We start from the raw sequence: 26,145 nt of genomic DNA on the forward strand, positions 1-26,145 counted from the left end.
CCGACAGGAGACGCAGCATGACCAGCGATCAGTACCGCCCGAGGTGGACCGGGCCGGGAGAGCCGGCCGTCGGCGACACCGGGGTCTACGAAACCCTGATGCGCCTCGACGAGCCCGTCCACATCGTGCGGGGTCCGTACGGGCTGGGCGCGGCCGCCGGCGGGCGGCTCACCGCCGACGGCCCCCACGAGATCGTCGCCGCCGTACCCCCGCTCGGCCCCGAACGGCTCGGCAGCGCCGCCTTCCTCGCCGCGCACGGCATCCGGCAGGCCTACATGAGCGGTGCCATGGCCAACGGCATCGCCTCCGCCGACATGGTCGTCGCCATGGCCCGGGCGGGCTTCCTCGGCTCGTACGGGGCGGCCGGACTGCTCCCCGAGGCGGTGGAGAAGGCCCTGATCCGCTTCCGCGACGAGATCCCCGGCCTCGGCTACGCCTGCAACCTGATCCACAGCCCGAGCGAGGACCGCCTGGAGCGCTCCGCCGTCGAACTCTTCCTCGCGTACGGCGTGCCCTGCGTGGAGGCGTCCGCCTTCCTCAAGCTCACCCCCCACCTGGTCCGCTACCGGCTCGCCGGGCTGCGCGCGGGCGGCCCGCACGGGGTCCTCGCCGCCAACCGGGTCATCGCCAAGATCTCCCGCACCGAGACGGCCGAACTCTTCATGCGCCCCGCGCCGGAGGCCATGGTGCGCCAGCTCCTCGCGGACGGCCTCATCACCGAGGAGCAGGCCCGGCTCGCCCCGCGGGTCCCGCTCGCCGACGACATCACCGTGGAGGCGGACTCGGGAGGGCACACCGACCGCCGTCCGCTCCCCGCCCTGCTCCCGGTCATCATGCGGCAGCGCGACGCGATCATGCAGGAGGCCGGCTACCCCGAGCGCATACGGGTCGGGGCCGCCGGCGGCATCGGGACCCCGGACGCGGCCGCCGCCGCGTTCGCGATGGGCGCCGACTACATCGTCACCGGCTCCGTCAACCAGTCGTGCCTCGAAGCCGGTACCTCCGCGCAGGTCAAGCAGATGCTCGCCCAGGCCGGCATAGCCGACTTCGAGATGGCCCCGGCGGCCGACATGTTCGAGATGGGCGTCGAGCTCCAGGTCCTCAAGCGCGGCACGTTCTTCCCGATGCGCGCCAAGCAGCTCTACGAGCTCTACCGCACGTACGAGGGCATCGAGGAGATCCCCGCCGAGGTGCGCGAGCGGGTGGAGAAGCAGATCTTCCGCAGGCCCCTGGAGAGCGTCTGGGAGGAGACCGCCGAGTACTTCCGGCGCCGCGACCCCGACCAGCTCGTCCGGGCGGAAGGGCACCCCAAGCGGCGGGCGGCGCTCGTCTTCCGCTGGTACCTGGGGATGGCCTCGCGCTGGGCGAAGACCGGTGAGGCCGACCGCGCCGTCGACTACCAGATCTGGTGCGGACCGGCGATGGGCAGTTTCAACGCATGGGTCCGCGGGACGTACCTGGCCGCGCCCGAGCACCGCAGGGTCGCCGACGTGGCCCGGCAGATCATGACGGGTGCGGCGTTCCACCAGCGGCTCGCCATGCTGCGGGCGGCCGGAATCGCCTTCCCCGCGGGCATCACCACCCGGCCGTCCCCGGAGGACACCACCTCCTTCGACCGTGCCGTCGGGGTGGGACGGTGACGGTCGCGAGCCCGCCCGCCGCGAGCCCGCCCGCCGCAGGCCGCACCCGCGTGCCCGGCGCGGCCCCCACCGCGCCGGCCGGGCCCCACCCCGAAGCCGAGCGCCTGGACGGCCGGCTCGGCGACCCCTGGTCGCCGGAGAACCCCTTCGGCTTCGCGGCCGGCGCGGCCCGGGACGCCGAAGAGGAGTACCCCCGGCAGGCCGAGGCGCTGCTGCGCGCGGAGGGCTTCCACCTGTGCCACCTCCCCGCCTCGCTCGGCGGGAACCTGCGCTCCTTCGAGGACGCCCAGATCCTGGTCCGCGTCTGCGCCCGCCGCGACGTCAACGTCATGCCCGCCACCATGTTCAGCATCTCGGCCCTCATGACCGTGCTCGCCGCCGGCACGGCCGAACAGCACCGGCTGGTGGCCGGCTGGCTGCGCGAGGGCCGCACGATCGCCTTCGGGCTGTCCGAGGAACAGGCCGGCAGCGACGTGCTCGCCAACACCTGCCGGCTGACCGGCGAGGGCACCCTGCACGGCACGAAATGGCTCGTCGGGCGGGCGAACACCGCCGACGCCGCCGTGATCGTGGCCCGTACCTCCGAGCGGGGCGCCGGCGCCTTCACGGCGGTGCTCCTCGGGCCCGAGGAGCTCGCCGACCCCCGCGTGCGCAGGGCGGCGCCGCAGCGCACCACCGGGATGCGCGGCATCGACTTCGCGGACCTGGAGTTCGACGGGCTCGCCGTTGCGCCGCACGCGCTCGTCGGGGACGTGGGCAGCGGTCTGGAGGGCGCGCTGCGCGCCCAGCAGATCGTCCGGCTGATGAGCACGGCCGGCTGTCTGGCCACCGCCGACACGGCGCTGCGCACGGCGCTCCGGTTCGCCCGGGGGCACCGTACGGGCGGCGTACCGGTCGCGGACACGCCGTACGGATCACGGGAACTCGCCCTGGCCGCCGCCGAACTGATCGCCACCGACCTCGCGGTGCTGGTCGCCGCACGCCAGGTGCACCTCGCACCCGGCGCCTTCGGCCTGGCCTCCTCGGTCGTCAAGCACGTCGCCACGCGCCTGACCGCCTCCTGCGCCACCCGCGCACGCGCCGTGGTCGGCGCCCGGTCGGTCCTGAGGGACGGCCCGGGCGGGGTCCTCGACAAGGCGGTACGGGACAACGCGATGGTCTCGGTCATCGACACGAGCGTGCTCGGCAACCTGCGCGCCCTGGCGATGCACCTCCCCGCGTACGCGCCGGCGTTCGCGGACGCCGCCGGGTCCGAGGGCGCGGCCGACCCGGAGCGGGATCGGCGGCTGCGTGCCCTGTTCGCCCTGGGCGACCGGACGTCGCTGCCCGAGCTGCGGGCCGCCGACCTCGACCTCGGGGTACGGCCGAAGGACGACGTCCTGCTCGGATTCGCCGCGCACGCCCACGAGATCGCCGCCGAACTGCTCGGCCGGGGCGAGGCCCGGGCCGCGGAGCTGGTCGCCGGGGTACGCGCCGCCCTGGCCGCCGTGACCGGGAGCGCCGCCGAAGCGCAACGGGACCGCGCCCGGTCGGCGAAGGCCTCCCCGGAGCCGCTGGACCTCGCCGACCGCCTGTGCGTGCTCCACACGGCCGCCACCGGGGCCCTGGCCTGGTGGTACCACCGCGACGGCCGCGGCCTCTACGCCGCCGCCCCCGGTGACGCCGGGTGGCTCACCGCGGTCCTCGCCCTGCTCGCGGCCCTCGCCGACGGTCGGGACCCGCGCACCGCGGCGGGCCGCGACCTCGCCCCGGCCGGCCGGGCGGCCGCCGCCCTCGACGGGGCGGGGCTGCTGTTCACCGCCCTCCCGGTCCGGCTGAGCGACTCCGGCCCGCAGGACGGGAACGACGCGAAGAACGAGAAGACCCCGACGCACGACAGGAACGAGGAGGCCGACCCGCGATGACCGATCTGCCGGCCCTCATGGCCGATCTGGAGCGCCACCTGGGCGACCCGTTCGCCCAGGACGGCCCCATGCCCTTCAGCCGCGTCCTCGACATGGACGAACGGGAGGAGTACCCGCACGAGTTCGTCGACCTGCTCGCCTCCTGGGGGCTGTACGACTGGATCATCCCCGTCGAGGCCGGCGGCCGGGCCGTCCACGTCCAGGACGGCTTCAATCTCTACCGGCTGGTCGCGCGCCGCGACCCGACCACCGCGACCGCGATGGTCATCACCACCCTCAGCTACATGTCGGTGTGGACCGCGGGCACCCCCGAGCAGCGCCGCCACTTCGCCGACGTCATCAGGAGCGGCCGCAAGCTGGCCTGGGGCCTGTCCGAACGCAGGCACGGCAGTGACGTCCTCGCCAACGAGACCACCGCCCGCCGCACCGAGGGCGGCTGGCTGCTCGACGGCGAGAAGTGGACGATCGGCAACGCCACCGTCGCCGACGTGGTGATGGTCTTCGCCCGTACCTCCGACAAGGGCGGCCCCGGCGGCTACACGGTGTTCGCCGTCGAGAAGGGGCCGCTCGCACCGGGCTCGTGCGAGCCCCTGCCGCACGATCCGCTGCACGGCCTGCGCGGACTCGACATGAGCGGCGTACGGCTGCGCGAGTGCTTCGTACCGGACTCCGCGGTCGTGGGACGGGTCGGCCAGGGCCTGGAGGTGGCGCTCAAGAGCAGCCAGCTCGCCCGGGTGGCGATCACCAGCATCGCCATGAGCTGCACGGACACCGCGCTGCGCACCACCCTCGACTTCGCGACCCGCCGCATGATCTTCGGCGGGCCCGTCTCCGAGGTGCCGTACTCCCGGCGCCGGCTGGTCGAGAGCTACGCGGACCTGCTGATCGCCGACGCGCTGACCACCGGCGCCGTGCGCAGCCTCCAGCTCGCGCCGGAGCAGGCCAGCATCTGGTCGTCGGTCGTGAAGTACTTCGTCCCCACCCTGCTCCAGGAGACGCTGGCACGGCTCGCGACGGTGCTCGGCGCCCGCCACTACCTGCGGACCCACCCCAGGTACGGCATCTTCCAGAAGGCGGTCCGGGACTTCGCGATCGCCGACTTCGCCGACGGGAACACCGTGGTGAACCTCAAGAACATCGCCCTCCAGCTGGGGAACCTGGTGGCCACCGCCGTCGACCAGGACCCGGTGAAGGTGGCGGGAGCGGTGGAGAGGACCGCCGCCCTCTTCGACCCCGCCCACCCCATGGAGCCCTACCAGCCCGCCGACCAGCAGTTGTTCAGCCGGGGCGTGGACGACCCGGTGCTCGCCCTGCGCTCCGCGGTCGACGCACTGCACCGGGCCGCGGCCGAGGCCTCGGGAAGCGACGCCGCGAGCCTGGCCGCGGCGGCGGACACGGCCGGCGAGATCGCCGGCGAACTCGACCGCATCGCCGAGGAGCACCGCAAACTCTTCTCCGACCTCGGCAAGGAGGCGGGTCAGTCCGCCGAACTGTACGACCTGGCCAAGCAGTACACCTTCGTCTCGGCCGCGGCCGCCCTCGTCCACCTCCACCTGCACGGCCGCGACACCATGCATCCGTCCCTGCGCTCGCCCGCGGTGCTCCTGGTCTGCCTGGAGCGGATGCTCAGGCGGTTCCACCCCACCCGTCGGGTGACCGGCCCGCAGGAGGTCGCCGAGGTGGCCGAGGCACTGTACGGCGCGCACGGCGAGGGCCGGCTCTTCTCGTTCCGGTCCTTCCCCGTCAACTGGTAGCTCCAGGAAGGAGGCATGTCTCATGGACGGCACCGCTGCGTTCGCCGACCCGCTCGCCGACACGGCCGAGGTCTGGCTGCTCGCCGAGGAGGACGTCGACCGTTTCGCCGAGGCGACGGGCGGTGTCGAGCTGCTGACGGACGAGGAGCGGGCCCGGCACGACCGGCTCCTGTTCCCCGCCGCCCGCAGGCGCTTCCTCGGCGCCCGGCTGCTCTCCCGGCAGGTCCTGTCCCGCTACGCCGACGTCCCGCCCGACTCCTGGCGGTTCCGGGCCGGCACGTACGGCCGCCCCGAGGTCGAGGGGTGCGCCTGGGGGCTCGACTTCAACATCACCCACACCAACGGCCTCATCGCCGCCATCGTGGTCCGCGGGCGGACGGCGGGGGTGGACGCCGAGGCCACCCCCGCCAACCCCGAGGCGATGCAGTTCGCCCCCAAGGTGTTCACCCCGCTGGAGAACGAGGTGCTCCGCCGCAACCGGGAGGACCAGCGCGGGCACGCCTTCGCCGACTCGTGGGTGGCCAAGGAGGCGTACACGAAGGCCACCGGAATGGGCATGTGCCGGGGCTTCGACGCCTTCTCCGTACACCGCCTGCGCGACGGGGGCCTCGCCGTCGTCGACGAGGACATCCCCGAGACGGAACGGGACCTGTGGCAGGTACAGGTCCTCCAGGTGTGGGACCGCTTCGCGCTCGGCGTGGCCATCCGCGCCGACCGCAGCGACCGGGGGCCGCTGCCGGTCCGGCTGCGCTCGGCCATCCCCGAACTCCTGCCGGCCGCGGCGCGCCCCTGACCGGCCGCGGCGGCGGCCCGGCGCAGCGGCCGCGGCGGCACACCGGACCGGCGCTGTCCACCAGTGGCCGGTCCGCTAGCTGACAGCCGGTCCCGCTTGCCGCTGCCGACCGCGACGGCTTCCATGGAAATCGCCGCTTCGGAACACATCCCGGTATCCCGCACAGCCCACCCCGGAGGAATTCTCATGCCCCGAAAAGGGAACGCGGAACTGCTCGCGGGGTGCTCGCGGGGAGAGCAGGATTCCTGGGACGAAATGGTGGAACGATTCGGAAGGCTGGTCTGGTCCGTCGTGCGGAGCCACCGCATGAACGCCGTGGACGCCGAGGACGTACGCCAACTCACGTGGCTGCGCCTCGTACAGAACGTCGACCGCATCCGCGACCCCGACCGCATCGGCGACTGGCTCGCCACCGTCGCACGCCGGGAATCCCTCAAAGTCCTCGTCCGGGGAAACAAACTCGTCATGGTCGGCGACAGCGACACCCTCGACGGGCTCTCCGGCCGCACGGAGAGCCCCGAGCAGATCATCCTCCGCGCCCAGCGCCGGGAAGAGACGCTGCGCGCCATCGACACGCTTTCCGAGCAGTGCCGCGGCGTCCTGATGCTGGCGCTCGCCGATCCGCCGGCCTCGTACGACGAGATCTCCACGGCCCTGTCCATGTCCGTCGGCTCGGTCGGTCCCATCCGCACCCGCTGCCTGCGGCGACTGCACCGCCTGCTCGCCGCCGAGGACGGCGAGCGGCTCCCGCAGGAGCTGCTGCGGGCCCGGTGCGGCGCCGCCGCATCGCCGCATCCGGACGTGTCCGGTCCGCGCCGTGTGAAGGCTCTGGTAGGGGGAGGCCGCGAGACGGCGGCCCGACAGGCCGGGCAGGCCGGACAGGAGTGATGCGCATGTCCCACTACGACGTCGGCGAACTGGTGAGGTCCATCGTCATCGACACGCTGGACATCCCCGCCGCCCTCTATCGAACGGATCTGGTCTTCTCCGCCGACCTCGGCCTGGAATCCCTGGATCTCCTCGACATCTTCTTCCGCATCGAATGCAGCGCACCGGTCGTCCTCACGGTCGAGAAATGCGGCCGGTACCTCCAAGGAGACGTCCCCGACACGGAATTCTGCGACGCGCGGGGAATCATCAGCGGGCGCGGACTGAGCCGCCTGCACACGGTCATGCCCCAACTCGACACCGACCGGTGGGCGGGAAGGCTGACCCTCGACCGCATGCTCTCCGAACTCTCGATCGAGAACCTCGTCTCCATGGTCGAGAACCTGCTCGCCGAAGGACAGGCCGCCGCCCATGCCTGAGTACGGCGACGGAGTCCTGCGCGTGGGCAGCTACAGCGTCGACGCGGCCGCCGTCGACTACCTGATCGCCCGGCACGGACGCGAGGCGCTGCGACTCCCCGGCACCGGCTCCCCGGCCGTCCGCTGGGCCCTGCGCCAGGCCACCCTGCGCGCCCTCGCCGCGCCGCCCCGGATCGCGGCCAGATGGGGCGACATCGCGCTCCGCGGCGACGGCGAGGGCCCCTGGACGCTGCTGTTCAAGGGGGAGGTCGCCCCGTACGCGCGCAGCGTCCTGCACGGCGACGTCGCCCTCTCGGTGACCACCCGCGCCGGCCGGGTCACCGCCCACGCCGTCCTCACCCGCGCCGCCACCCCTCCCGCCCCCCGAGAAACCGAGGTACCCAGGTGAGCACCGTCACCGAAGCCGGCCTGCTGACGAGCCGCGAGATCACCACCGGCGAGGAACTGGGCAGCGTCCCGCTGGCCACCCCCGGCTCGGTGCGGTCCGCGGCCCGCCGGGCGGCCGCGGCAGCCCCGGCGTGGGCCGCCAGGCCCGGCGCCGAACGGGCCGCGATCCTGAGCCGCGCCGCCGACCTGCTGCTGGAGCGCGCCCAGGAGGCCCAGGACCTCCTCGTGCGCGAGGGCGGATCCATCACGGGCAAGGCCTTCTACGAGGTCCACGCCGGCGCCGCCGAGCTGCGCCACGGCGCCGAACTGGCCACCGCTCCCGCCCCGGCGCACGGCCCCGGCTCCGACCCGGGCCGCGACAGCGAGGTACGGCGCCTGCCCCTGGGCGTCGTCGGGGTGATCGTGCCCTGGAACTTCCCGCTCCTGCTCGGCATGCGCTCGGTCGCCCCCGCCCTCGGCCTCGGCAACACCGTCCTGCTCAAGCCCGATCCGCACACCCCGCTCAGCGGTGGCCGCCTGTTCGCCGAAGTCCTCGCCGAGGCCGGACTGCCCGAGGGCGTACTGGAAGTGGTGTACGGCGACGCGCAGGCGGGCGCGGCGCTGGTGGAGGCGCCCGGCGTCGCCATGGTGTCGTTCACCGGATCCACCGAGGTGGGCCGCGAGATAGGGGCCACCGCGGGACGGCTGCTCAAGCGCGTGGTGCTCGAACTGGGCGGGCAGAACGCCTTCGTCGTCCTGCCGGACGCCGACATCGAGGCGGCGGCCTCCGCCGGCTCCTGGGGCTCCTTCCTCCACCAGGGCCAGATCTGCATGGCCGCCCGCCGCCACCTCGTCCACCAGGACGTGTACGAGAGCTACACCGAGGCCCTCGCCCGCCACGCCGCGGCCCTGCGCATCGGCGACCCCTACCGGACGGACGCCCAGATCGGACCGGTCATCGACCGCGGGCAGCTCACCAAGATCGCCTCCGCCGTCGAGGACGCCGTCGCCCAGGGCGCCCGCCTGGTCACCGGCGGGCGCGTACAGGGCGCGTACTTCCCGCCGACGGTCCTGGCCGACGTGACACCGAAGATGTCCGTCTTCCACACCGAGGTCTTCGGACCCGTGGCCTGCGTCACCTCCTTCGCCGACGAGGCGGAGGCGGTCGAGCTCGCCAACACCAGCGACTACGGGCTCACCGCCGCCGTCTACACCTCCGATGCCGACCGGGGCCGCGCCCTCGCCGCCGAACTGCGCTGCGGCGTGGTCCACGTCGGCGACCAGCCGGTCAACCACGACCCGCGGCTGCCGTTCGGCGGGGTCGGGGCCTCGGGCAACTCCTCCGGCTTCGGCGGCGAGGCGGCCCGCGAGGCCTTCACCCGCTGGCACACCCTCACCACCAGCACCCCGGCGCGTTCCTACCCCTTCTGAGAGGAAACCATGGACCTCAAGGTCGTCACGGAACCGCGCATAGCCGCGGCTCCGGAAGGCACCGTGGTGCTGCTGATCGGCATCCGCGTCAACAAGTTCTGGATGGTGCACCGCTGGGTGCCGGCGTTCTGCGCGATGATCCCGATGCTGATCGAAGTGAGCAAGGAGAAGGACCACGGCTTCCTGTACTCGCGGACCTGGTTCAACCGGACCGTGATCGTGCTCCAGTACTGGCGCACCATGGAAGACCTGATGCGCTACTCGCACAACGCGGCCGCCAAGCACCGCTCGAAGTGGGCCTGGTTCAACCGCGCGGTCGGCAACGACGGGGCCGTCGGGATCTTCCACGAGGCCTACGTCGTCGACCCCGAGCGGATGCACACCGTCTACCGGAACATGCCGGTGTTCGGCATCGCCGCCGCCACCGAGTCCGTCCCGCAGCGCACGCGGCCCCCCGTGCCGGGCGGCAGCGGTGCGGGGAAGGCCTGAGGCCGGCGTGAGCACGGCCCCGGAACACGAGGTCCTCCTGTCCGACGGCCCGCTCACCCCCCAGGACGTCGCCGTCTACCGCCAGTTCCTGGAGGTGTCGCCGGACGCCGACGAGGCGGCCGAACGGCTCGGCATCCCGGCCGCGCGCTTCGCCGAGTCGGTCGGCCGGCTCACGGACCGCGGGCTCCTGAGCCCGGACGGACCGTACCGCCACGAGGCGCTCTCCCCGGGGCTCGCCGCGCTCGCGCTGACCGCCTCCGCCCACGTCCAGGTGCAAGAGCTGACGCGCCGCATCGACTCCACGCGCCGCGAACTCGGCCCGCTGGGCGCGCTGTACGAGGGCCACCGGCGCCGGGAGCTGGAGGGGACCGGGACCGAACTGCTCACCGACGGCGCCGCCGTACGACGGCGGTTCGCCGAGCTCTCGGCCCAGGTGCGCCGCAGCGTGCTGACGGTGCACCCCACCCTGGGCAGCCCCGAGACGCTGCACGCCGCCCGGGAACTCGACCGCGACCTCCTGGCGCGCGGGGTGCGGTACCGGACGGTGCTGCCGCACACGGCCCGCCGCCAGCGCGAGGCGCTGCACCACATGACGCTCCTGGGCGGCCTCGGCGCCCAGGTCCGCACCGCCGCGGTGGTACCGGGGCGGCTGATCCTCCTCGACGAGGAGACCGCGGTCGTCCCCGCGGGGACGGGCGGCGCAGCGGTGCTGCGCGACCCGACCGTGGTCGCCTTCCTCACCGTGATCTTCGACCACATCTGGGAACACGCGGAGCCGGTCGGCGCGGGTGGCCCGGGCGCCCCGGGCAGTGAGGCCGGCCATGTCTTCGAGGACGTCGAAGCGGCCGTCCTGCGGCATCTGGCGCGCGGCCGGTCGGACGACTTCATCGCACGCAAACTGGGCATCTCCACCCGCACCATGCGCCGTTACCTGGCCGGACTGTGCGAGAAGCTCGGCGTGGAGACCCGCTTCCAGCTCGGCGTGGCGGCCGAGCGGCTCGGCCTCCTCGGGGACCCCCGGGAGCAGGACCGCGACGCATAGGAATGCCTGATCGGCCGCATCGGCATTCGCCGCCCGCGCGGCTGGACCGGGCCGTCGGGCGAAGTGGATAGTTGCCACGACTGATCGCTCAGATACCCCCGGGGGGATCGAATGAACGGCATGATCTCCACAAAGCGCCGCTTGCGGACCCTCGTCTCGGGCCTGTCCTCGGACGCCCACATGTGGAACCTGGTCTACCTCCAACTGCTCCTGGAGGACCGGGGCCACCAGGTGTCGAACCTCGGCAGTACGACGCCCGACGCCGAGATCCTCCGGGCCTGCCGCACCGAACGCCCCGACCTGCTGGTCATCAGCTCCGTCAACGGCCACGGCCGGCTCGACGGCCTGCGCCTGATCCGCGCCCTGCGCGCCGTACCGGCCCTGCGCGGCCTGCCCGTCGTCATCGGCGGCAAGCTCGGCGTCGACGGCGGCCCAGGCGTCGACGGCAAGCTCGGCGCCGGCGGCCGCGACCACGCGAGTGCCACCACCGCGCGGCTGACCGCCGCCGGATACGACGCCGTCTTCGACGACGCGGCCGAGGGCGGGCCCGAGGCGGGCCTCCTCCGCTTCGAAGCCTTCCTCGCCGCTCTCGCCGCTCGCTCCGACGGCCGCCCGCTCACGCGATCCGCCGCGGGACCCGGGGCAGCGGCCTGATGGACGGCACCACCGACCGGTTCACCGGCTTCGTGCGACGCGCCCGCGACGCCGGACATCTCGTCGTCCAGCCCCGGATGGGCTTCGGCGAACTCCACCGCATGCGCGCCGGCCTGCGCGCCGTACGCGACGCGGACGCCACCACCGTGGGCACCGTCACCCTGGACAGCTACACCCGGTGCCACGAGGACGGGGCCGCCCTGCGCGCCCTGCGCGAACGGCCCGCCGACCTCAACGGCTTCCCGCTCCTGGCCCACGGGGTCCCGGCGGTGCGCACCCTCCTCCAGGAGGTCGCGTCGGCCGACTTCCCGGTCCAGATCCGCCACGGCACGCCGCGCCCGCTGCGCCTGCTGCGGGCGATGGCCGAGGCCGGCGCGGACGCCACCGAGGGCGGACCCGTCTCGTACTGCCTGCCCTACGGCCGGGTTCCGCTGGCGCGGGCGGTCGCCGAATGGAGCGCCGGCTGCGAACTGCTCGCGGCCCGGCCCGTACCGCCCCACGTGGAGACCTTCGGCGGCTGCATGCTGGGCCAGCTGTGCCCGCCGTCCCTGCTGGTCGCGCTCTCGGTCCTGGAAGCGATCTTCTTCCGGGAGCACGGGCTGCGGGGGATCTCCCTCAGCTACGCCCAGCAGGTCCACCCCGGGCAGGACCTGGAGGCCCTCGCGGCGCTGCGCCGGCTCGCGGACGAGCGGCTGTCCGGCAACGCCCACCACATCGTGCTCTACACCTTCATGGGCGTCTTCCCGCGCACCGGGCACGGCAGCCGCCGCCTCCTCGCGGACAGCGCCCGCCTCGCGGTGCGCGGCGGCGCCGAACGGCTCGTCGTCAAGACCCCGGCCGAGGCGCACCGCATCCCCACGGTCGGGGAGAACGTGGCCGCACTAGCCCACGCGGCCCGCGCGGCGGAGGCGGAAGCGGCCGGCGCGGCCGGGACCGGCGCGGCCCGGACCGGTGCCGAGGCCGCGGGCGGCGTCGCCCCGTGGACCCCCACCGAGTCCGGCCTCTACGAAGAGGCCCGTACCCTCGTCGACGCCGCGCTGGAGCCGGGCGGCCCGGGCGGCACGGGCGCCACGGTCGGCGCCTGCCTGCTGCGGGCCTTCGCCCGGGGGATCCTCGACGTGCCCTACTGCCTCCACCCCGACAACGCCAACCGCACCCGCGCCACCATCGACGCGACGGGGGCGCTCGGCTGGAGCCGGGCCGGCGGCATGCCCGTGACCCCCGCGCCCACGGCCGCCGCCGCCCCCGTCACCGCCGCGCAGCTGACCGAACTGCTCGGCTTCAACCGCCGCCGCTTCGACGGCCGGTCACCCGGGGCCCCGTACGGGGCCCCGTACGGGCGTGCGTCGTGACGCGCCCGGCCTCGACGGCCACCCTGCGGGCCGTACGGGTCCGCGGGGCCCTGCGGGCCGCCGTCTCCCAGGGCATCCACGGCCTGTCGCTGCGCACTCCCGGCGGACGCTGGACCGGTCTGGACACCGACATCGCCCGCGCCGTCGCCGCGGCCGCCCTCGGTGACCCCGAGGCCGTCGACTGGCGCCCCGTCAAGGCCGACGACCGGCTGGCGGCGCTCGAAGCGGGCCGCGCGGACCTGACGGTCTGCAACCTGACCTGGACGATGGGCCGCGAGGCCGCGCGACGGGTGCTCTTCGCCGGCATCACCTGCTACGACGGCGAAGGGTTCCTCGTCCCCGCGGACGCGGGCTTCACCGGGCCCGCGGACCTCGCCGGCCACCGCCTCGCGGTCCACCGGGGCTGTACCACCGCGGTCAACCTGGACGCCTGGTACGGCCCCCGCGGCCTGAGCGTCGAACCCGTCGCCTACGACGACCCCGCCGAGGCCCTGGCCGCCTACGCGGACGGGTCCTGCGCCGCCTACGTACTGGACCGCACCGCCCTCGCCGGCGCCCGGGCGGGACTGCCCAGGCCCCGCGACCACCACATCCTCCCGGTTTCGATATCCCGGGAGCCGATGGCGGCCGCGGTCCACGAGACCGACCCGTACTGGTTCAGGCTGGTCCGCTGGGTCCTGCAGCTGCTCCTGGCCGCCGAGTACGAGACGCCCGGGGCCGCGGCCCGTCGCGCGAACCCCCACGGTCCCGCCGTCGGACTCGACGAGCAGTGGGCCGACCGGGTGCTCGCCGCGGTCGGCACCTACGCGGACGTCTACGAACGCAACCTGGGCGCCGCCTCCGGCCTCGACGTGCCGCGCGGTCTCAACCGGCTGTGGACCGCGGGCGGGCTGCACTACCCGGTACCCCTGCACTGACCCGCCGTCCCCTCGTCCCGAACGGAGAAGTCTGATGACGCTCGTCACCGACCCCGCCGCTCCGCGCATCGCCATCGTCGGCGCGACCGGAGCCGTGGGCAGCACCCTCATCGAGCTGTTGGAGGAAAGGGCGCTGCGCCACCGCGAACTCCACCTGGTCGCCTCGTCGCGCAGCGCGGGCCGGCTGATCCCGGTGGGCGGCAGGCCGTACGAGGTCCAGGCCCTGGAGGACTTCGACTTCGGCCTCGTCGACCTGGCCTTCTTCTCCGCCGGCACCGGCGTCAGCGCCGAGTGGGTGCCGGGCGCCGTGGCCAAGGGGGCCCTGGTCATCGACAACACCAACGCCTTCCGCATGGACCCCGGCACCCCGCTCGTCGTGCCCCAGGTCAACCACCGCGCCCTGGACGAGCCGCCGGAGAGCGGCATCATCGCCAACCCCAACTGTTCGACCATCCCGCTGGTCCGCGTGCTCCAGCCGGTGGAACGGCGCTGGGGCGTGCGCCAGGCCGTGGTCAGCACCTACCAGGCCGCGTCGGGCCAGGGCCACCACGGCGTCGAGGAACTGCTGGAAGGCAGCGACCTGGCGCTGCGGGACCCCGACGCGGAGCTGCCGGCCGAGCGGTTCCGGCCGCCGCTGGCGTTCAACGTGGTGCCCTTCATCGACGTGCTCCAGGACAGCGGGTTCACCCTGGAGGAGGAGAAGATGGTCCGGGAGTCCCGCAAGATCCTGGGCCTGGCCCATCTGGACGTCACCACCACCTGCGTCCGCGTCCCCGTCGTCAACTGCCACTCCGAAGCGGTGTGGATCGAGGCGGACGCCCCGGTCGACCGCGACGAGCTGATCGCGCTGCTGTCGGCGCAGCCCGAGGTCACCGTCCACGACGCCGAGAACCGGGCGGCGTTCCCGACCCCGCTGAAGGCGGGGCACCCCGATCACGTGCACGTGGGCCGGGTACGGGTGTCGCCGCACAATCCGCGGGGGTTCTGGCTGTGGCTGGTCTCCGACAACCTCCGCGTCGGCGCGGCCCTGAACGCGATCCAGATCGCCGAGTACGTCCTGGGTCGCGGCTTCCTGGCGGGCGGCATCCGGTGAAGACTCCCGTGGTACTGAAGTTCGGCGGCTCGACCTTCCCCACCCACGGCGCCTACGACGAGCTCGCGCGCGGGCTCGACGAGCGCATCCGGTCCGAGGCCCGCCCGATGGCCGTCGTCGTCAGCGCGATGCACGGCGAGACCGAGGGATTGCGCGGGCGGCTGCACGAGGTCAACCGGCAGCCCGAGGCCGCGACCGGCGCCGGCCTGCTGACCACCGCCGACCTGGTCAGCGCCCATCTGCTGGCCACCGCCCTGCACCGCAGGGGGCGCAGCGCCACCGTGCTCGCGGGCCACCAGCTCGGACTGACCACGAACGCCTCCTTCCTGTGGGCCCGCGTGGTCGACACCGACCCGGCCCCGCTGCGCAAGGCGCTGTCGGAACACGAGGTGGTGGTGGTGCCTGGGGGACAGGCGGTGGACGGCGAAGGCCGTCCGACCTGGCTGGGCAAGAACAGCTCCGACCTGTCGGCCCTGGCCGTGGCCCGGGCAGTCGGCAGCCGGGTGTGCGAGATCCACTCGGACGTCGACGGGATCTACACCTCCGACCCCCACCTGATCGCCGGGGCCCGCATGCTCCCGGAGGTCTCGTACAACATGGCGGCGCTGATGTCGCTGTACGGGGCGAAGGTGCTGCACCGCCGCTCCGTTCAGCTCGCACTGCGGCACCGGATCGAGATCGTGCTGCGACACAACCGCGCCCCCTACGGGACGGGCACGACGATCAGCGGGGTCGGAACCCAGACGACGGCGGTGGTCTTCGACCAGCGCTCCCTGGTGCTCGACTACCGCGACGACGCGCACGCGGACTCCGCCCACCACGCGTTCCACCTCGAAGGACTCGACACGGTGCGGCTGAACCGCCGGCCGTCGGTGGCGGTCGTCGGCGGGTACGTCGACACGGAGGCCCTTCAGCGCAAGCACGGCGTCAAGGCGGGCCGGGCCGCGGGCGTGCCCGTGGCCGAGGTGCGGGGCAGCAGGGTGACCATGCACGTGGCCCCCGGCGGCGAGGACGCCGTGCGCCTGGCGCAACGGCTGCACGACGCAATGGACTTCCCGGCCGCGAGCCGGACCGGCGTACGAGTGGAGGCGTGAGCGACATGAGCGGAACGACCATGACCATGGCCGGCAACAGGGACGCGACCTTCGCGGACCTGGCGCTGCCGGATGCCGTGCGGGAGGCGATCGGCCGGGAGCTGCTGGCCCTGCCCGATCCGGGCCCGGACATCGACCGGGCGACGGCCCGCTGCCACCAGGTGTTCGCGATGCTGCCCCTCGACCTCCTGCGCTGCGTCCTGGACTTCGGCCGGCACCACGACACGCCCGGCGTCGCCCTGGTGCGCAACCTGCCCGTCGACGCGGAGACCGGCCCGACGCCGCTCGACGGCGGGCCGGGCCGGGGCAAGAGCGGGTTCGTCAGCGAGGGCGTGCTGCTGGGCCTGAGCGGGCTCCTGGGGGAGCCCCTCGGCGTGCTCACGGAGAAGGCCGGCCGGCTGATCCACGACGTCGTCCCGGTCGCCGGCGGGGAGCGGACCCAGACCAACCAGAGCTCCGCGGTCTTCCTGAACTTCCACAGCGACATCACGTACGACGCGACGGGCCGCTACGACCTGGCCAATCCGGACTTCCTGGTGCTCAACTGCCTGCGCGCCGGCCCCTTCGGGGACGCGGTCACCTACTACGCCGATGCCCGCGACATCTGCGGGCAGCTGCCGCCGGACGCGCTGGAACTCCTGCGCGGTCCGTACTTCCGGCTCAACGCGCCGGGCAGCTACACCCGCAGTGTCGCGGGCGGTGCGGAGGTGCTCTCCGAACCGGTGCCGATCATCAGCGGCGGCGAGGCCCATCCGGAGATCACCGTGTCGGCCAATGGCGTGCGCGCGCTGAACCGGGACGCCGGGGCAGCTTTCGAGAGGCTCCAGGAGACGTGCCGCGCGGTGGCGCACGCCGTTCGGCTGGAGCCGGGTCAGGCCCTGCTGGTCAACAATCGCAAGGGCGTTCACGCCCGGTCGCGTTTCGGCGCCCGCCATGACGGCCGGGACCGCTGGCTCCAGCGGACCTATGTGCGGCGCAGCCTGTGGGACATCCGCTACCGGGTGACTCCCCAGGACCGCCGGGTGTACTTCTGACCGGCCGGGGGGCGGGGGCGTCTACGAGAGCCGCCGCGGCCAGTGGAGGGTTCCGGAGTCCGCGCGGAGAACCTGGTGCGCATTCGCGGGGAATCGCGTAAGGGACACGGTGAATCCTCGGTTCTGTGGAGTCGAATCAGGAATTTCCGTCGCCGGGAACGGGCGTCTGAGTACCGTGGGGGATGGGAATGTCCCACTTGTCGTCGGCGTTAATCACCGTGTGCTGCCGCGTTTCTCCGGCGGAAGCCGTCACGCCCGCCAGCCCGGCTGAATGAATCACTCCGATTGCCAGAACTGCGGCGGCGATGCCCTGGGTCAGGAAAGTTCGTGCGCTCATGTCGCTATCCCCTGGTATGCCTCGGTTGTGTGCGGTGCTCTCTGCGCCGCACTCGAAATCTCACACTTCTAAAGATCGAGTTCGAGTGGCCGGGGATGTCCTATGATGGAGCGGCCATAAGTGGATAGCGGCAAATCGGACATTCAGGCGGGGGCTGACCGTGACCGAGCACCACCCTTTGGACGAAGTCGCCGTTGCGACCTATGAGTACGCGCTCCGCACGGGTTCGTTCGTGGACGACGACGTCGCCCGCTCCCTCGGGGTCGAGGTCCACTTGGTCACCGAGGCCCGCAAGGTCCTCCAGAGCCTGCGGCTGCTGGCCTCCGCGGGGGACGACCGTGCCGTGGTGGCGCTCGACCCGGAGATCGCCGAGGCCGAGCTGGTGACGCCGCTGGAGCTGGCGATCGCCCAGCGGCGCCGTGAGATCTCCGGGATCCACCAGCAGCTGCAGGCACTGTCGGCCATGTACCGCTCGCGCGCCCTGCCCGTGGCCGAGGACGTGCCCATCCGCGTCCTGGACGACTTCGAGGACGTCCGGCGGGAGATCGATCTGGCGAGGCGGCGCTGCACCGAAGAGCGCATCACCCTCCAGCCGGGCGGCGGCCGCAGCGCGGAACTGCTCGAACAGGACCTGTTACAGACCCTGGAGCTCCGCCAGCGCGGTGTCCGCATCCGGACCCTCTACCAGAGCACCGCCTCGGCGAGCCTGGCCACGCGCTCCTACGTGCGCCAGATCTGCGAGGCCGGCGCCGAGGTCCGCGTCGCGGAGGAACTGTCCGAGCGGCTCATCATCTACGACCGCAAGCTGGCCTTCATACCCAAGGAACGCAAGGGCAAGGTACCGCCCGGCGCGGCCCTCGTGACGGACCCCACGGTCGTCGCCTACCTGTGCCGCTCCTTCGAGTCCGACTGGCAGGGCAGCCAGGCCTTCGACACCGGCGGCGCCGCGGAGTACCACCACACCGAGGAGCTGAGGATGTCGGTCATCCGGCTGATGGCGATGGGACTGAAGGACGAGGTGATCGCCCGGCGCCTCGGAATGGCCACCCGAACATGCCGCCGCCATATTTCCGCCATCATGAACGAGGTCGGTGCCACCAGCCGTTTTCAGGCTGGGATAGTTCTCACCCGCCAGGGATTGATCCTCGACGGCGATGGTGTGTCAAGTTCCTGACGGGCGGTGTCCGCTACTTGACATGCGGATTTTCTGGCCGCCCGTTCCCGTTGCTGATTCCCTTGTGTCGGCGCTGCAAGTTCGGCGAAAACCGAGCCATGGGGGAGACATGGACATTCGGCAGTTGGCGACGTTCCACAAGGTGGCGACGCTGCTCAGCTTCACCCGCGCGGCGATTGAACTGAAGTACGCGCAATCCAGCGTCACGGGCCACGTCAAGAGCCTGGAGGAATCGCTGGAGGTGAGCCTTTTCGACCGTCTCGGCGGTCGGGTCGAACTCACCGAGGCCGGCCGCCGCCTCCTGCCGTACGCCGAGCAGATGCTGGCCCTCGCCGGCGAGGCGCGGGGGGCGGCGCTCGGCTCCGACGAGCCGGCCGGGGTGCTCACCGTCGGCTCGATGGAGAGCATCACCTCCTACCGCATGCCGATGCTCCTGGAGTTCTTCCACCACCGCCACCCGGCGCTCCAGATCGTCCTGCGACCCAGCCTCTGCGCCGAGACCTGCCACGCCCTGCGCCAGGGCCTGTTCGACCTCGGCTTCCTCATGGAGGCCGAGACGCGCCACCCCGGCGTTCAGACCGAGATCCTCGGCTCCGAACCGCTGACCGTGGTCGCCGCCCCCGGCCACCCGCTGACCCTGGCGGAGAAGGTGACCACCGAGGACCTGCGGGGCGTACGCGTCATCTCGGCCGAGGCCGGCTGCGCCTACCGCGAGCTCTTCGAGGCCGAGCTGAACGACGGAACGGGCGAGTCGCTGCCCTTCCTGGAGTTCGGCACGATCGAGTCCATCAAACGGGGCGTGGCCGCGGGCCTGGGCATCAGCCTGCTCCCCACGGCCACCGTCGCCGACTCCCTGGAAGCCGGCACCCTGGAAGCCCTCCCCTGGCCGATCCCCTTCGAGGTCCACACGCAGATCGCCTGGCGCCGCGGCAAGACCCTCTCGCGCGAGATGCGCACCTTCATCGACCAGACGATCCGCTTCCTGTCCGAGGAGTACGCCGCCCACTGACCGCGACGACGCTTCCCCGCTGCCGCACCCCGCCTGCTGCCGCACGCTGCCGCACCCCGCCCGCGGCGGTGCGCAGGCCGCGAAGCCCTAAAGGGCGGGCTCCCGAACGGGCTCCGCGGATCGCGGGTGGTCGGGCGCATCGGCCGGGGTGGCGGCGCGCAGGGCCGCCTCGACCCGGCGGTTGCCGGTCATGGTCGCGGTGACGGCGGTCATGGCGAGGAGGAGGCCGCCGGCGGCGTAGAGCGGGGTGCGTACGTCGTAGGTGGTGGCCAGCCAGCCGCCGAGGAAGGCGCCGAACGGGGCGGCGCACATGGCGAGCATGCGGGAGGTGGAAGTGACCCGGCCCATCAGGTGGGCGGGGACGATCGCCTGCCGGAGGGAGGGGCTGAGCACCATCGTGGCGCCCATGCCCGCTCCGCAGACGGCGAGCGCGAGGCCGGCGACGTACGGGTTCTGGGCGAAGGCAAGGCCCACGATGGCGAGTCCCTCGACCGCGGCCGTGCAGGTCAGCGCGGTGCCGGTGCCGAGGCGTCGGCCGAGGACGGAGGCGATGCCCGCGCCGAGCAGACCGCCGGCGGCCTCCGCCGTGAGGAGCAGACCGAAGCCGAAGGTGCCGATGCCCAGACGATCGTGCGCGAAGAGGGCGAGTACGGTCTCCACCGCGAGGAAGGCGATGTTCCCGACCGCCGGACGCAGCGCGAGCCCGAGCAGCAACTGATTGCGGAACACGTACGAGGCGCCGTCCCGCGCCTGGCGCAGCAGCGATTCACGGGCCTGCGGTACGGGCCGGGGCGCGGCGGGCAGCGATCGTACGAGCAGTGCGGAGAGTGCGAACGACACCGCGTCGGCGAGCAGCGGAACCGCGCGCCCGAGTGCGAGCAGGGCGCTGCCCGCGGGCGGCCCCGCGAAGCCGGAGGCGGCTGTCTGGGCGCCGCGCAGCCGGGAGTTGGCGCGCTCCAGGAGCGCCGGGTCGCGGCCGACCAGATCGGGCAGGTAGGCCGTCGCGGCCGTGTCGAAGAAGAGTCCGCCGAGGCCGAGCAGGAAGGCGACCGCCGCGAGCAGCGCGATGCTCAGCACGTCGAGCGCCGCCGCTGCCGCCGGTATCGCGAGCAGCACCGCACGCGCCGCGTCCGTGACCCACATCGTGCGCCGACGGTCCCAGCGGTCCACCAGCGCACCGCCGAGCACCCCGAACAGCACCCAGGGCAGCGTCCCGGCGGCCGTGACGACGGCGAGCGCCATCGGATCCCGCGTCAGCGTCAGCGCGAGCAGCGGCAGCGCGGCGTGCGTCACCCCGTCACCGAGCGAGGACACCGACTGCGCGGCCCACAGTCGTCCGAACCCGGTCGGCAACTTCCTCATGTCCGTGGTCATTCGGCGCCCCCTTCGGCCTGCACGCGCGATGCCGGGTGGAACAGCGCGAAGACGAGTGACGCGTCCGGAAGCGACGGATCGGACAGCTGCCGGTACTCGTCCGCCAGGGCCGCCAGCCGCGCCCCCAGCTCCGAGAACTGCTCATCGGTGAGCCGCAGGTGAGCCATGCGCACGTGCCGCTCGCCCTCCGCCGGTGCTGCCTCCAGGTCCGCCACCGCGTGCCGCATCAGGACGTCCGGCCCTCCGTCACCCGTGTCCGGCAGCACGAGGGCCCGCGCGGCCATCGCGTAGTACCGCTCGGTGACCCCCCGGACCTTCCGCGTCCGCACCACCTTCACCAGGCCGGCCCGCTCCAGCAGCCGTACGTGGTAGCTGGAGCTGCCCTTCGCGAGGCCCACGCGCTCGGCGATCTGAGTGATGGTCGCGGGCTCGAAGCGGAGCACGGCCATGATCCGGTGGCGCGTGAGATTGGAGACGGCGCGCAACTGCTCGTCAGTGGTGAGGTGTAACGACTCGGGAAGCTCATCGGTAGCCATGGCCCCAATGGTCAACGTTTCTTGACCATTGGGCAAGGGGTTTCTTCAATCCGTTGCGGGACGCTCGCCGTCCGGCGTGCGGGCCGGGGTGGTGAGTTCGACCTCGAAGCCGTCGGTGTTTTCGAGGTACGCGGTGTGCTGGCGGGTGCCGCCGGCATGGGGGTGGCGCTCGGGGAAGAGGAGCGTCCAGCCGTTCTCGCGGGCCTTCGCCGTCAGCAGGTCGACCCGGTCGGGGGTGTCGACGTGGAAGGCGAGGTGGTTCAGGCCGGGCGCGCGGCGCTCGTGGTGCGTGCCGGTGAGGGCGGGGGACTGTTCGAAGACGAGGTAGGTGGGGCCGAGTTTCCAGCTGCGCCCGTGCTCCCAGCTCTGGTGGAGGGTGTAGCCGAGGTCTTCGAAGAGCCAGCCCCACTCGGCGATGGTGCGGGCGAGGTCGGGTACCCAGATCTCGATGTGGTGGAGCGTGCCGGAGACCGGGGTGGACGGCGGCTGGTCTGTCACGGAGAGTGCCTTCTCGGGGGAACGGTGGGCGGGCAGCCTACCCCGGTGGCCAGGCCGGACCAGCAGGTTCGCCATCAGGCCGCGGCACCTGTCAGATGCCGTTCCACCACGGACGGTTGATGCCGCCTCGCCTCGACCTCGCCTCGCCCCGCCCCGCCTCGCGTCACGGTTGAGGTGCGCGGGCACTCACCGGGGCGGCTCGCACTCCCGGGGGAGCGTGACGGTTCCGGGCCGGTGCTCGAAGGTGTCCATGACCAGCCACTCGTCCAGCTCGGGGTCGTAGAGGTTCTGGACGCCGAACTGCAACACCTGCCAGAACGTGCCCCGGTCGTGCTCGTCGACGTAGATGTCGCCCAGCGCGAGCGGCACGCGCGGGTGGTTCCCGGGAGGCAGCTGGGGGAAGACCACGCCGACCCTCCAGTGGTTCACCTGCCGCTGCGGAGTGCGCCGCAGGGTCTCGCGCCCCACGAACCGGGCGCCCTCCAGCCCCTGGTTCAGATCCTCCAGATCGAAGCCCGGGATGCGCGAGCAGGGATGCTCGTCCAGGCCGGGCCACTTGTAGGTCAGCGTGTAGAGGGTGCCGTGGTGGATCAGGTTGGTGAACCAGATCGGGTACTGCGGGCCACCCGCGGTCATCTGGCTGTCGCCGTCCTTCCCCTGCCAGGTGAACGGCACCGTGATGTCCAGGTCCCGGACGATCCACTCGCCCTTGCCGCGGAAGTCGCGGGGGAGGCGTGGCGGAGACGGAGTCGAGGAGGCGTCCTGCCGTGCGGCAGCGGTCCCGAACGGCGGCGGGGCGGTCCCGGTCCGGGGCTCGGCGCCGACCGGAGGCGCGGCCGCCAGGACGAGGGCGACCAGTGCGGCCGACGCGGCCGTCCGACGTGTGCCGTTCCAACCCATGTTCTTCCTCGGATGCCGCGTCAGGCGCCGTCGCGGCGCAGAGGACGATCACGACGAATGGTGTCACATCGCCCTCTGGATCGCGGGTTCCGAAACCGCCGGAAGCCACTGGACCTGCACCCGCGACGGACGAGTGCGCGGCACCCGCCATGGGGCAGGCTGGACGCGTCGCTGGACGATCGCGGGTACGCGGACGGTGCGCGCCGCCTCCGGCGAGGTGATCCAGTACGGAGTCCGGGGCCCCGCGCACGGCCTCGGGCTGCTCGTCTACTCCCGCGAGGGACGGGGGAGCGGGGGGCTAGGGGGTGTCCGCAAAGTCCCGCCTGTCCCGCGGTGCCCGGTGCGCCCGCCCTGAGGTCGGACGCCGCCGCTTCGCGGACACCCCCTAGGCCTCGCGGGCGTCGTGTGCCCCCGCCCGAAGGCGCTCACGGGGTGGCCGGCGGGCCTGACGATCCCGTGCCGGACCGGACCGGACCCGGCTCCCGCGGATCCGGGCTGCCGCCGGCCCGGCCCCGGCCCCACCCGCCGACCTGATCGATATCGGGAATACCTGGTGGGCGCTCCCGGTTGCAGGGTATAGTTGAATTGTAAACAACTTTGGAAGGGGAGCCATGCAGTTCGGGATCTTCACCGTCGGTGACGTCACGGCCGATCCGACGACCGGACGCACGCCGAGCGAGCACGAGCGGATCAAGGCGATGCTCGCCATCGCGCAGAAGGCCGAGGAGGTCGGCCTCGACGTCTTCGCCACCGGCGAGCACCACAACCCGCCGTTCGTCCCCTCCTCGCCGACGACTCTGCTCGGCCACGTCGCGGCGCGCACCGAGAACCTGATCCTGTCCACCTCGACGACGCTGATCACCACCAACGACCCGGTGAAGATCGCCGAGGACTTCGCGATGCTCCAGCACGTCGCCGACGGCCGCGTCGACGTCATGATGGGCCGCGGCAACACCGGACCGGTCTACCCCTGGTTCGGCAAGGACATCCGCGACGGCATCGACCTCGCCATCGAGAACTACGCGCTGCTGCGCCGCCTGTGGGACGAGGACGTCGTCACCTGGAAGGGCAAGTTCCGCACACCCCTCCAGTCGTTCACCTCGACCCCCCGCCCCCTCGACGGCGTCGCCCCCTTCGTCTGGCACGGCTCGATCCGCTCCCCGGAGATCGCTGAGCAGGCCGCGTACTACGGCGACGGCTTCTTCCACAACAACATCTTCTGGCCCGCCTCCCACACCAAGCAGATGGTCAACCTGTACCGGCAGCGCTACGCCCACTACGGCCACGGCACCCCCGAGCAGGCCATCGTCGGCCTCGGCGGCCAGGTCTTCATGCGCAAGAACTCCCAGGACGCGGTCCGCGAGTTCCGCCCGTACTTCGACAACGCACCCGTCTACGGCCACGGCCCCTCCCTGGAGGAGTTCACCTCCCAGACCCCCCTGACCGTCGGCTCGCCGCAGCAGGTCATCGAACGCACGCTGTCCTTCCGCGAGTACGCGGGCGACTACCAGCGCCAGCTGTTCCTGATGGACCACGCCGGTCTGCCCCTGAAGACCGTCCTGGAACAGCTCGACCTGCTCGGCGAGGAAGTCGTACCGGTGCTCCGCAAGGAGTTCGCGAACCTCCGCCCCGCCGGAGTGCCGGACGCCCCGACGCACGCGGCCCGGGTGACGGCGGCCCGCGGCACCGACCGGCCGCAGGACGCCGGGAACGAGGAGGCGCGGGCATGAAACTCGTCGTCGTGTCCGCAGGCCTGAGCTCGCCCTCCTCGACCCGCCTGCTCGCCGACCGCCTCACGGCCGCGACCCTCGCCCACGTGGACGCCGAACCCGAAGTGATCGAGCTGCGGGAGCTCGCGACGGAGATCGCCCAGCACTTCGTCACGGGGTTCCCGTCCGCCCGGCTCGCCGCCGCGCTCGACGCGGTGGCCGCGGCGGACGGCCTGATCGCCGTGACCCCGGTCTTCGCGGGCTCCTACAGCGGCCTGTTCAAATCGTTCTTCGACGTCATCGACAAGGACGCCCTCACCGGCAAACCCGTCCTCCTCGGCGCGACCGGCGGCACGGCCCGCCATTCCCTGGTCACCGAACACGCCCTGCGCCCCCTCTTCACCTACCTGCGCGCCCTCGTCCTCCCGACGGCCGTCTACGCCGCGTCCGAGGACTGGGGCGAAGACGGCCTGGCCCGGCGCATCACCCGCGCGGGCTCGGAACTGGCCCGCTTCATGGCTCCCGCCACCGCCGACGCGCCCCTGAACGTCGACACCGCCGCCGCGATCGCACCGCGCTCCCTCACGGGCGCGATCACGTCGGTGGACCCGGCGGACGGATTCGAAGTGGTCCCGTTCGAACAACGCCTGGCCGCACTGCGAGCCCGGTAGCGGAGGGAGGGCGGTGCCGGTCACGGGACGCCGGTCACGGGGCGGTCGGCCGTACGGGAGCGGGTGAGGGGAGCCCGCCCGGCCGGGGCCGGCCTCGCGGGAGGAAGGGTACGTTTCACTGTGAGTCGGGCACCGCGCACGGGTCTAGGCTCGGGTCGTGGGACAGCCCGAGCAGCGCGCCGAAGGCGCAGGACCGTTCACCACCCGGCTCACGTGGCACCGCCCCGAAGGGACGACGGTGGTGTGGGACTCGCGGCTCGCGCGCAGGCGCGGGGCGCTGTCGGTCCGCGGTCCGGGCGGCGACGCCGTCACCACGGCCCCGACCGCCGATGCCGAGGCCTTCGGCCGGCTCCGAAGGCTCAATGCCGTCGCCTCCGGCGCGTTCGTCATCGGCGGAGCGCTCTTCGCCCTCGGCGCCGCCATCGCCCAGTTCGGCTCGGGTGACGCGGTCGAGAGCGCCTCGGTCTACTTCGCCGGGGGCCTGTTCTTCAACACCGGGGGCTACACCTCGTTCCTGCAGGTCCTGAACGCGCCTCGGCACTCCGACGGAGGCGGCCCGCTGGTCACGGCCGGCTGGAGGTGGTGGGGGTACGAGCCGATGCGCCTGGCCTGGCTGAGCACGTTCGTGCTGTTCGTCGGGACGCTCGTCTTCGGCGTCAACCTGCTGGACTCCTTCCTGCAGGGGCTCACCGTCCGGCAGGCCAACCGGCTGATCTGGACCCCCGACGTGATCGGATGCGTCCTGTTCCTCGTCTCGGGGCATCTGGCGTTCGCCGAGATCTGCCACCGGTTCCGGCCGTGTGTCCGCTCCCGCAGTCTCGGCTGGTGGATCGTCGCCGTGAACCAGTTCGGGTCCGTGCTCTTCATGATCTCGGCACTGGCCGCCTTCACCCGGCCCGCAACCGGAAGCCTGGTCAACACCGACATCGCCAACTGGGGGACGCTGACCGGCGCGCTCTGCTTCTCGCTCGGCGGCGTCCTCCAGGCCTTCGAACGCCCCTGAAGGGTGCCGCGGACCTCCCGGCCGCCGAGCTCCGCGCGATCGGCCACGCCGGCCGCGTCCCCCG

Annotated in this window: 26 protein-coding genes; 21 read left to right on the forward strand and 5 right to left on the reverse strand. The window is 72.7% G+C overall.

Translation table 11 applies throughout. The features are described 5' to 3' along the window. Window positions 1-17: 17 nt before the first annotated feature. The 16 genes from AB0M92_RS27585 to AB0M92_RS27660 all read left to right on the forward strand — a co-directional run bounded on the left by AB0M92_RS27585 (window position 18) and on the right by AB0M92_RS27660 (window position 16,870). Window positions 18-1,640 carry a PfaD family polyunsaturated fatty acid/polyketide biosynthesis protein gene (locus AB0M92_RS27585; protein WP_366105003.1) on the forward strand — a complete coding sequence of 541 codons (1,623 nt, stop codon included), beginning with the start codon at window positions 18-20 and terminating at the stop codon, window positions 1,638-1,640. Continuing rightward, the gene (locus AB0M92_RS27590) at window positions 1,637-3,544 is read left to right on the forward strand and encodes an acyl-CoA dehydrogenase (RefSeq protein ID WP_366105004.1); all 1,908 of its coding nucleotides are present in this window, start codon (window positions 1,637-1,639) and stop codon (window positions 3,542-3,544) included. The genes AB0M92_RS27585 and AB0M92_RS27590 overlap by 4 nt, the downstream gene beginning before the upstream one ends. Then, window positions 3,541-5,298 carry an acyl-CoA dehydrogenase family protein gene (locus AB0M92_RS27595; protein ID WP_366105005.1) on the forward strand — a complete coding sequence of 586 codons (1,758 nt, stop codon included), beginning with the start codon at window positions 3,541-3,543 and terminating at the stop codon, window positions 5,296-5,298. Before AB0M92_RS27590 ends, AB0M92_RS27595 begins: the two co-directional genes overlap by 4 nt. 22 nt (window positions 5,299-5,320) lie before the next feature. After that, entirely contained in the window at window positions 5,321-6,091 is a 771-nt protein-coding gene (locus tag AB0M92_RS27600) for a 4'-phosphopantetheinyl transferase superfamily protein (RefSeq protein WP_366105006.1), read from the forward strand. Between the two features lie 255 nt (window positions 6,092-6,346). Then, window positions 6,347-6,979, forward strand: a complete 633-nt coding sequence (locus AB0M92_RS27605) for a sigma-70 family RNA polymerase sigma factor (RefSeq protein ID WP_366105007.1) — start codon at window positions 6,347-6,349, stop codon at window positions 6,977-6,979. A 5-nt stretch (window positions 6,980-6,984) separates the two neighbouring features. Continuing rightward, window positions 6,985-7,398: a hypothetical protein gene (locus AB0M92_RS27610; protein ID WP_366105008.1), complete on the forward strand. Its 414-nt coding sequence runs from the start codon at window positions 6,985-6,987 to the stop codon at window positions 7,396-7,398. Further along, the gene (locus tag AB0M92_RS27615; RefSeq protein ID WP_366105009.1) at window positions 7,391-7,786 is read left to right on the forward strand and encodes a hypothetical protein; all 396 of its coding nucleotides are present in this window, start codon (window positions 7,391-7,393) and stop codon (window positions 7,784-7,786) included. The genes AB0M92_RS27610 and AB0M92_RS27615 overlap by 8 nt, the downstream gene beginning before the upstream one ends. Beyond that, window positions 7,783-9,195: an aldehyde dehydrogenase family protein gene (locus tag AB0M92_RS27620; RefSeq protein ID WP_366105010.1), complete on the forward strand. Its 1,413-nt coding sequence runs from the start codon at window positions 7,783-7,785 to the stop codon at window positions 9,193-9,195. The genes AB0M92_RS27615 and AB0M92_RS27620 overlap by 4 nt, the downstream gene beginning before the upstream one ends. A gap of 9 nt (window positions 9,196-9,204) precedes the next feature. Next, window positions 9,205-9,684 carry a DUF4188 domain-containing protein gene (locus tag AB0M92_RS27625; RefSeq protein WP_366105011.1) on the forward strand — a complete coding sequence of 160 codons (480 nt, stop codon included), beginning with the start codon at window positions 9,205-9,207 and terminating at the stop codon, window positions 9,682-9,684. Between the two features lie 7 nt (window positions 9,685-9,691). Next, the gene (locus AB0M92_RS27630; protein WP_366105012.1) at window positions 9,692-10,726 is read left to right on the forward strand and encodes a helix-turn-helix transcriptional regulator; all 1,035 of its coding nucleotides are present in this window, start codon (window positions 9,692-9,694) and stop codon (window positions 10,724-10,726) included. 120 nt (window positions 10,727-10,846) lie between these two features. Then, window positions 10,847-11,380: a cobalamin-dependent protein gene (locus AB0M92_RS27635; RefSeq protein WP_366105013.1), complete on the forward strand. Its 534-nt coding sequence runs from the start codon at window positions 10,847-10,849 to the stop codon at window positions 11,378-11,380. Further along, on the forward strand, window positions 11,380-12,732 hold the full coding sequence (locus tag AB0M92_RS27640; protein ID WP_366105014.1) for a methylaspartate mutase: 1,353 nt from the start codon (window positions 11,380-11,382) through the stop codon (window positions 12,730-12,732). Before AB0M92_RS27635 ends, AB0M92_RS27640 begins: the two co-directional genes overlap by 1 nt. Next, window positions 12,729-13,649, forward strand: a complete 921-nt coding sequence (locus AB0M92_RS27645) for a transporter substrate-binding domain-containing protein (RefSeq protein WP_366105015.1) — start codon at window positions 12,729-12,731, stop codon at window positions 13,647-13,649. Before AB0M92_RS27640 ends, AB0M92_RS27645 begins: the two co-directional genes overlap by 4 nt. 34 nt (window positions 13,650-13,683) lie before the next feature. Further along, on the forward strand, window positions 13,684-14,742 hold the full coding sequence (locus AB0M92_RS27650; RefSeq protein ID WP_366105016.1) for an aspartate-semialdehyde dehydrogenase: 1,059 nt from the start codon (window positions 13,684-13,686) through the stop codon (window positions 14,740-14,742). Then, window positions 14,739-15,836, forward strand: coding sequence for an aspartate kinase (locus AB0M92_RS27655; protein ID WP_366105017.1), 1,098 nt, complete (start codon window positions 14,739-14,741; stop codon window positions 15,834-15,836). Before AB0M92_RS27650 ends, AB0M92_RS27655 begins: the two co-directional genes overlap by 4 nt. A 5-nt stretch (window positions 15,837-15,841) precedes the next feature. Further along, entirely contained in the window at window positions 15,842-16,870 is a 1,029-nt protein-coding gene (locus AB0M92_RS27660) for a TauD/TfdA family dioxygenase (protein ID WP_366105018.1), read from the forward strand. A 136-nt stretch (window positions 16,871-17,006) separates the two neighbouring features. On the opposite strand, the gene AB0M92_RS27665 is transcribed toward AB0M92_RS27660, so the two are convergent. After that, window positions 17,007-17,207, reverse strand: a complete 201-nt coding sequence (locus tag AB0M92_RS27665) for a hypothetical protein (RefSeq protein ID WP_366105019.1) — start codon at window positions 17,205-17,207, stop codon at window positions 17,007-17,009. A 160-nt stretch (window positions 17,208-17,367) separates the two neighbouring features. On the opposite strand from AB0M92_RS27665, the gene AB0M92_RS27670 reads away from it, so the two are divergent. After that, window positions 17,368-18,381: a LuxR C-terminal-related transcriptional regulator gene (locus tag AB0M92_RS27670; RefSeq protein ID WP_366105020.1), complete on the forward strand. Its 1,014-nt coding sequence runs from the start codon at window positions 17,368-17,370 to the stop codon at window positions 18,379-18,381. Window positions 18,382-18,490: 109 nt separating this feature from the next. Then, window positions 18,491-19,390, forward strand: coding sequence for a LysR family transcriptional regulator (locus tag AB0M92_RS27675; protein ID WP_366105021.1), 900 nt, complete (start codon window positions 18,491-18,493; stop codon window positions 19,388-19,390). A gap of 87 nt (window positions 19,391-19,477) precedes the next feature. Here AB0M92_RS27675 and AB0M92_RS27680 read toward each other — a convergent pair whose 3' ends face one another. The 4 genes from AB0M92_RS27680 to AB0M92_RS27695 all read right to left on the reverse strand — a co-directional run bounded on the left by AB0M92_RS27680 (window position 19,478) and on the right by AB0M92_RS27695 (window position 22,698). Continuing rightward, window positions 19,478-20,764, reverse strand: a complete 1,287-nt coding sequence (locus AB0M92_RS27680; protein ID WP_366105022.1) for an MFS transporter — start codon at window positions 20,762-20,764, stop codon at window positions 19,478-19,480. Continuing rightward, entirely contained in the window at window positions 20,761-21,300 is a 540-nt protein-coding gene (locus AB0M92_RS27685; protein WP_366105023.1) for a winged helix-turn-helix domain-containing protein, read from the reverse strand. The genes AB0M92_RS27680 and AB0M92_RS27685 overlap by 4 nt, the downstream gene beginning before the upstream one ends. Before the next feature lie 45 nt (window positions 21,301-21,345). Next, complete coding sequence (locus AB0M92_RS27690; protein ID WP_366105024.1) at window positions 21,346-21,798, reverse strand: VOC family protein; 453 nt, start codon at window positions 21,796-21,798, stop codon at window positions 21,346-21,348. A gap of 186 nt (window positions 21,799-21,984) precedes the next feature. Further along, window positions 21,985-22,698 (reverse strand): hypothetical protein, encoded by a 714-nt coding sequence (locus AB0M92_RS27695; protein WP_366105025.1) that lies wholly within the window; start codon window positions 22,696-22,698, stop codon window positions 21,985-21,987. A gap of 611 nt (window positions 22,699-23,309) precedes the next feature. Between AB0M92_RS27695 and AB0M92_RS27700 the strand changes: the two genes are divergently transcribed. The 3 genes from AB0M92_RS27700 to AB0M92_RS27710 all read left to right on the forward strand — a co-directional run bounded on the left by AB0M92_RS27700 (window position 23,310) and on the right by AB0M92_RS27710 (window position 26,081). Beyond that, window positions 23,310-24,428, forward strand: a complete 1,119-nt coding sequence (locus AB0M92_RS27700; RefSeq protein WP_366105026.1) for an LLM class flavin-dependent oxidoreductase — start codon at window positions 23,310-23,312, stop codon at window positions 24,426-24,428. Then, entirely contained in the window at window positions 24,425-25,078 is a 654-nt protein-coding gene (locus AB0M92_RS27705; protein ID WP_366105027.1) for a CE1759 family FMN reductase, read from the forward strand. Before AB0M92_RS27700 ends, AB0M92_RS27705 begins: the two co-directional genes overlap by 4 nt. A gap of 157 nt (window positions 25,079-25,235) precedes the next feature. Further along, window positions 25,236-26,081 (forward strand): hypothetical protein, encoded by an 846-nt coding sequence (locus AB0M92_RS27710; protein WP_366105028.1) that lies wholly within the window; start codon window positions 25,236-25,238, stop codon window positions 26,079-26,081. Window positions 26,082-26,145: the final 64 nt, after the last annotated feature.

The sequence above is a fragment of the Streptomyces sp. NPDC051582 genome (genome assembly GCF_040681715.1).
Lineage (GTDB): Bacteria > Actinomycetota > Actinomycetes > Streptomycetales > Streptomycetaceae > Streptomyces.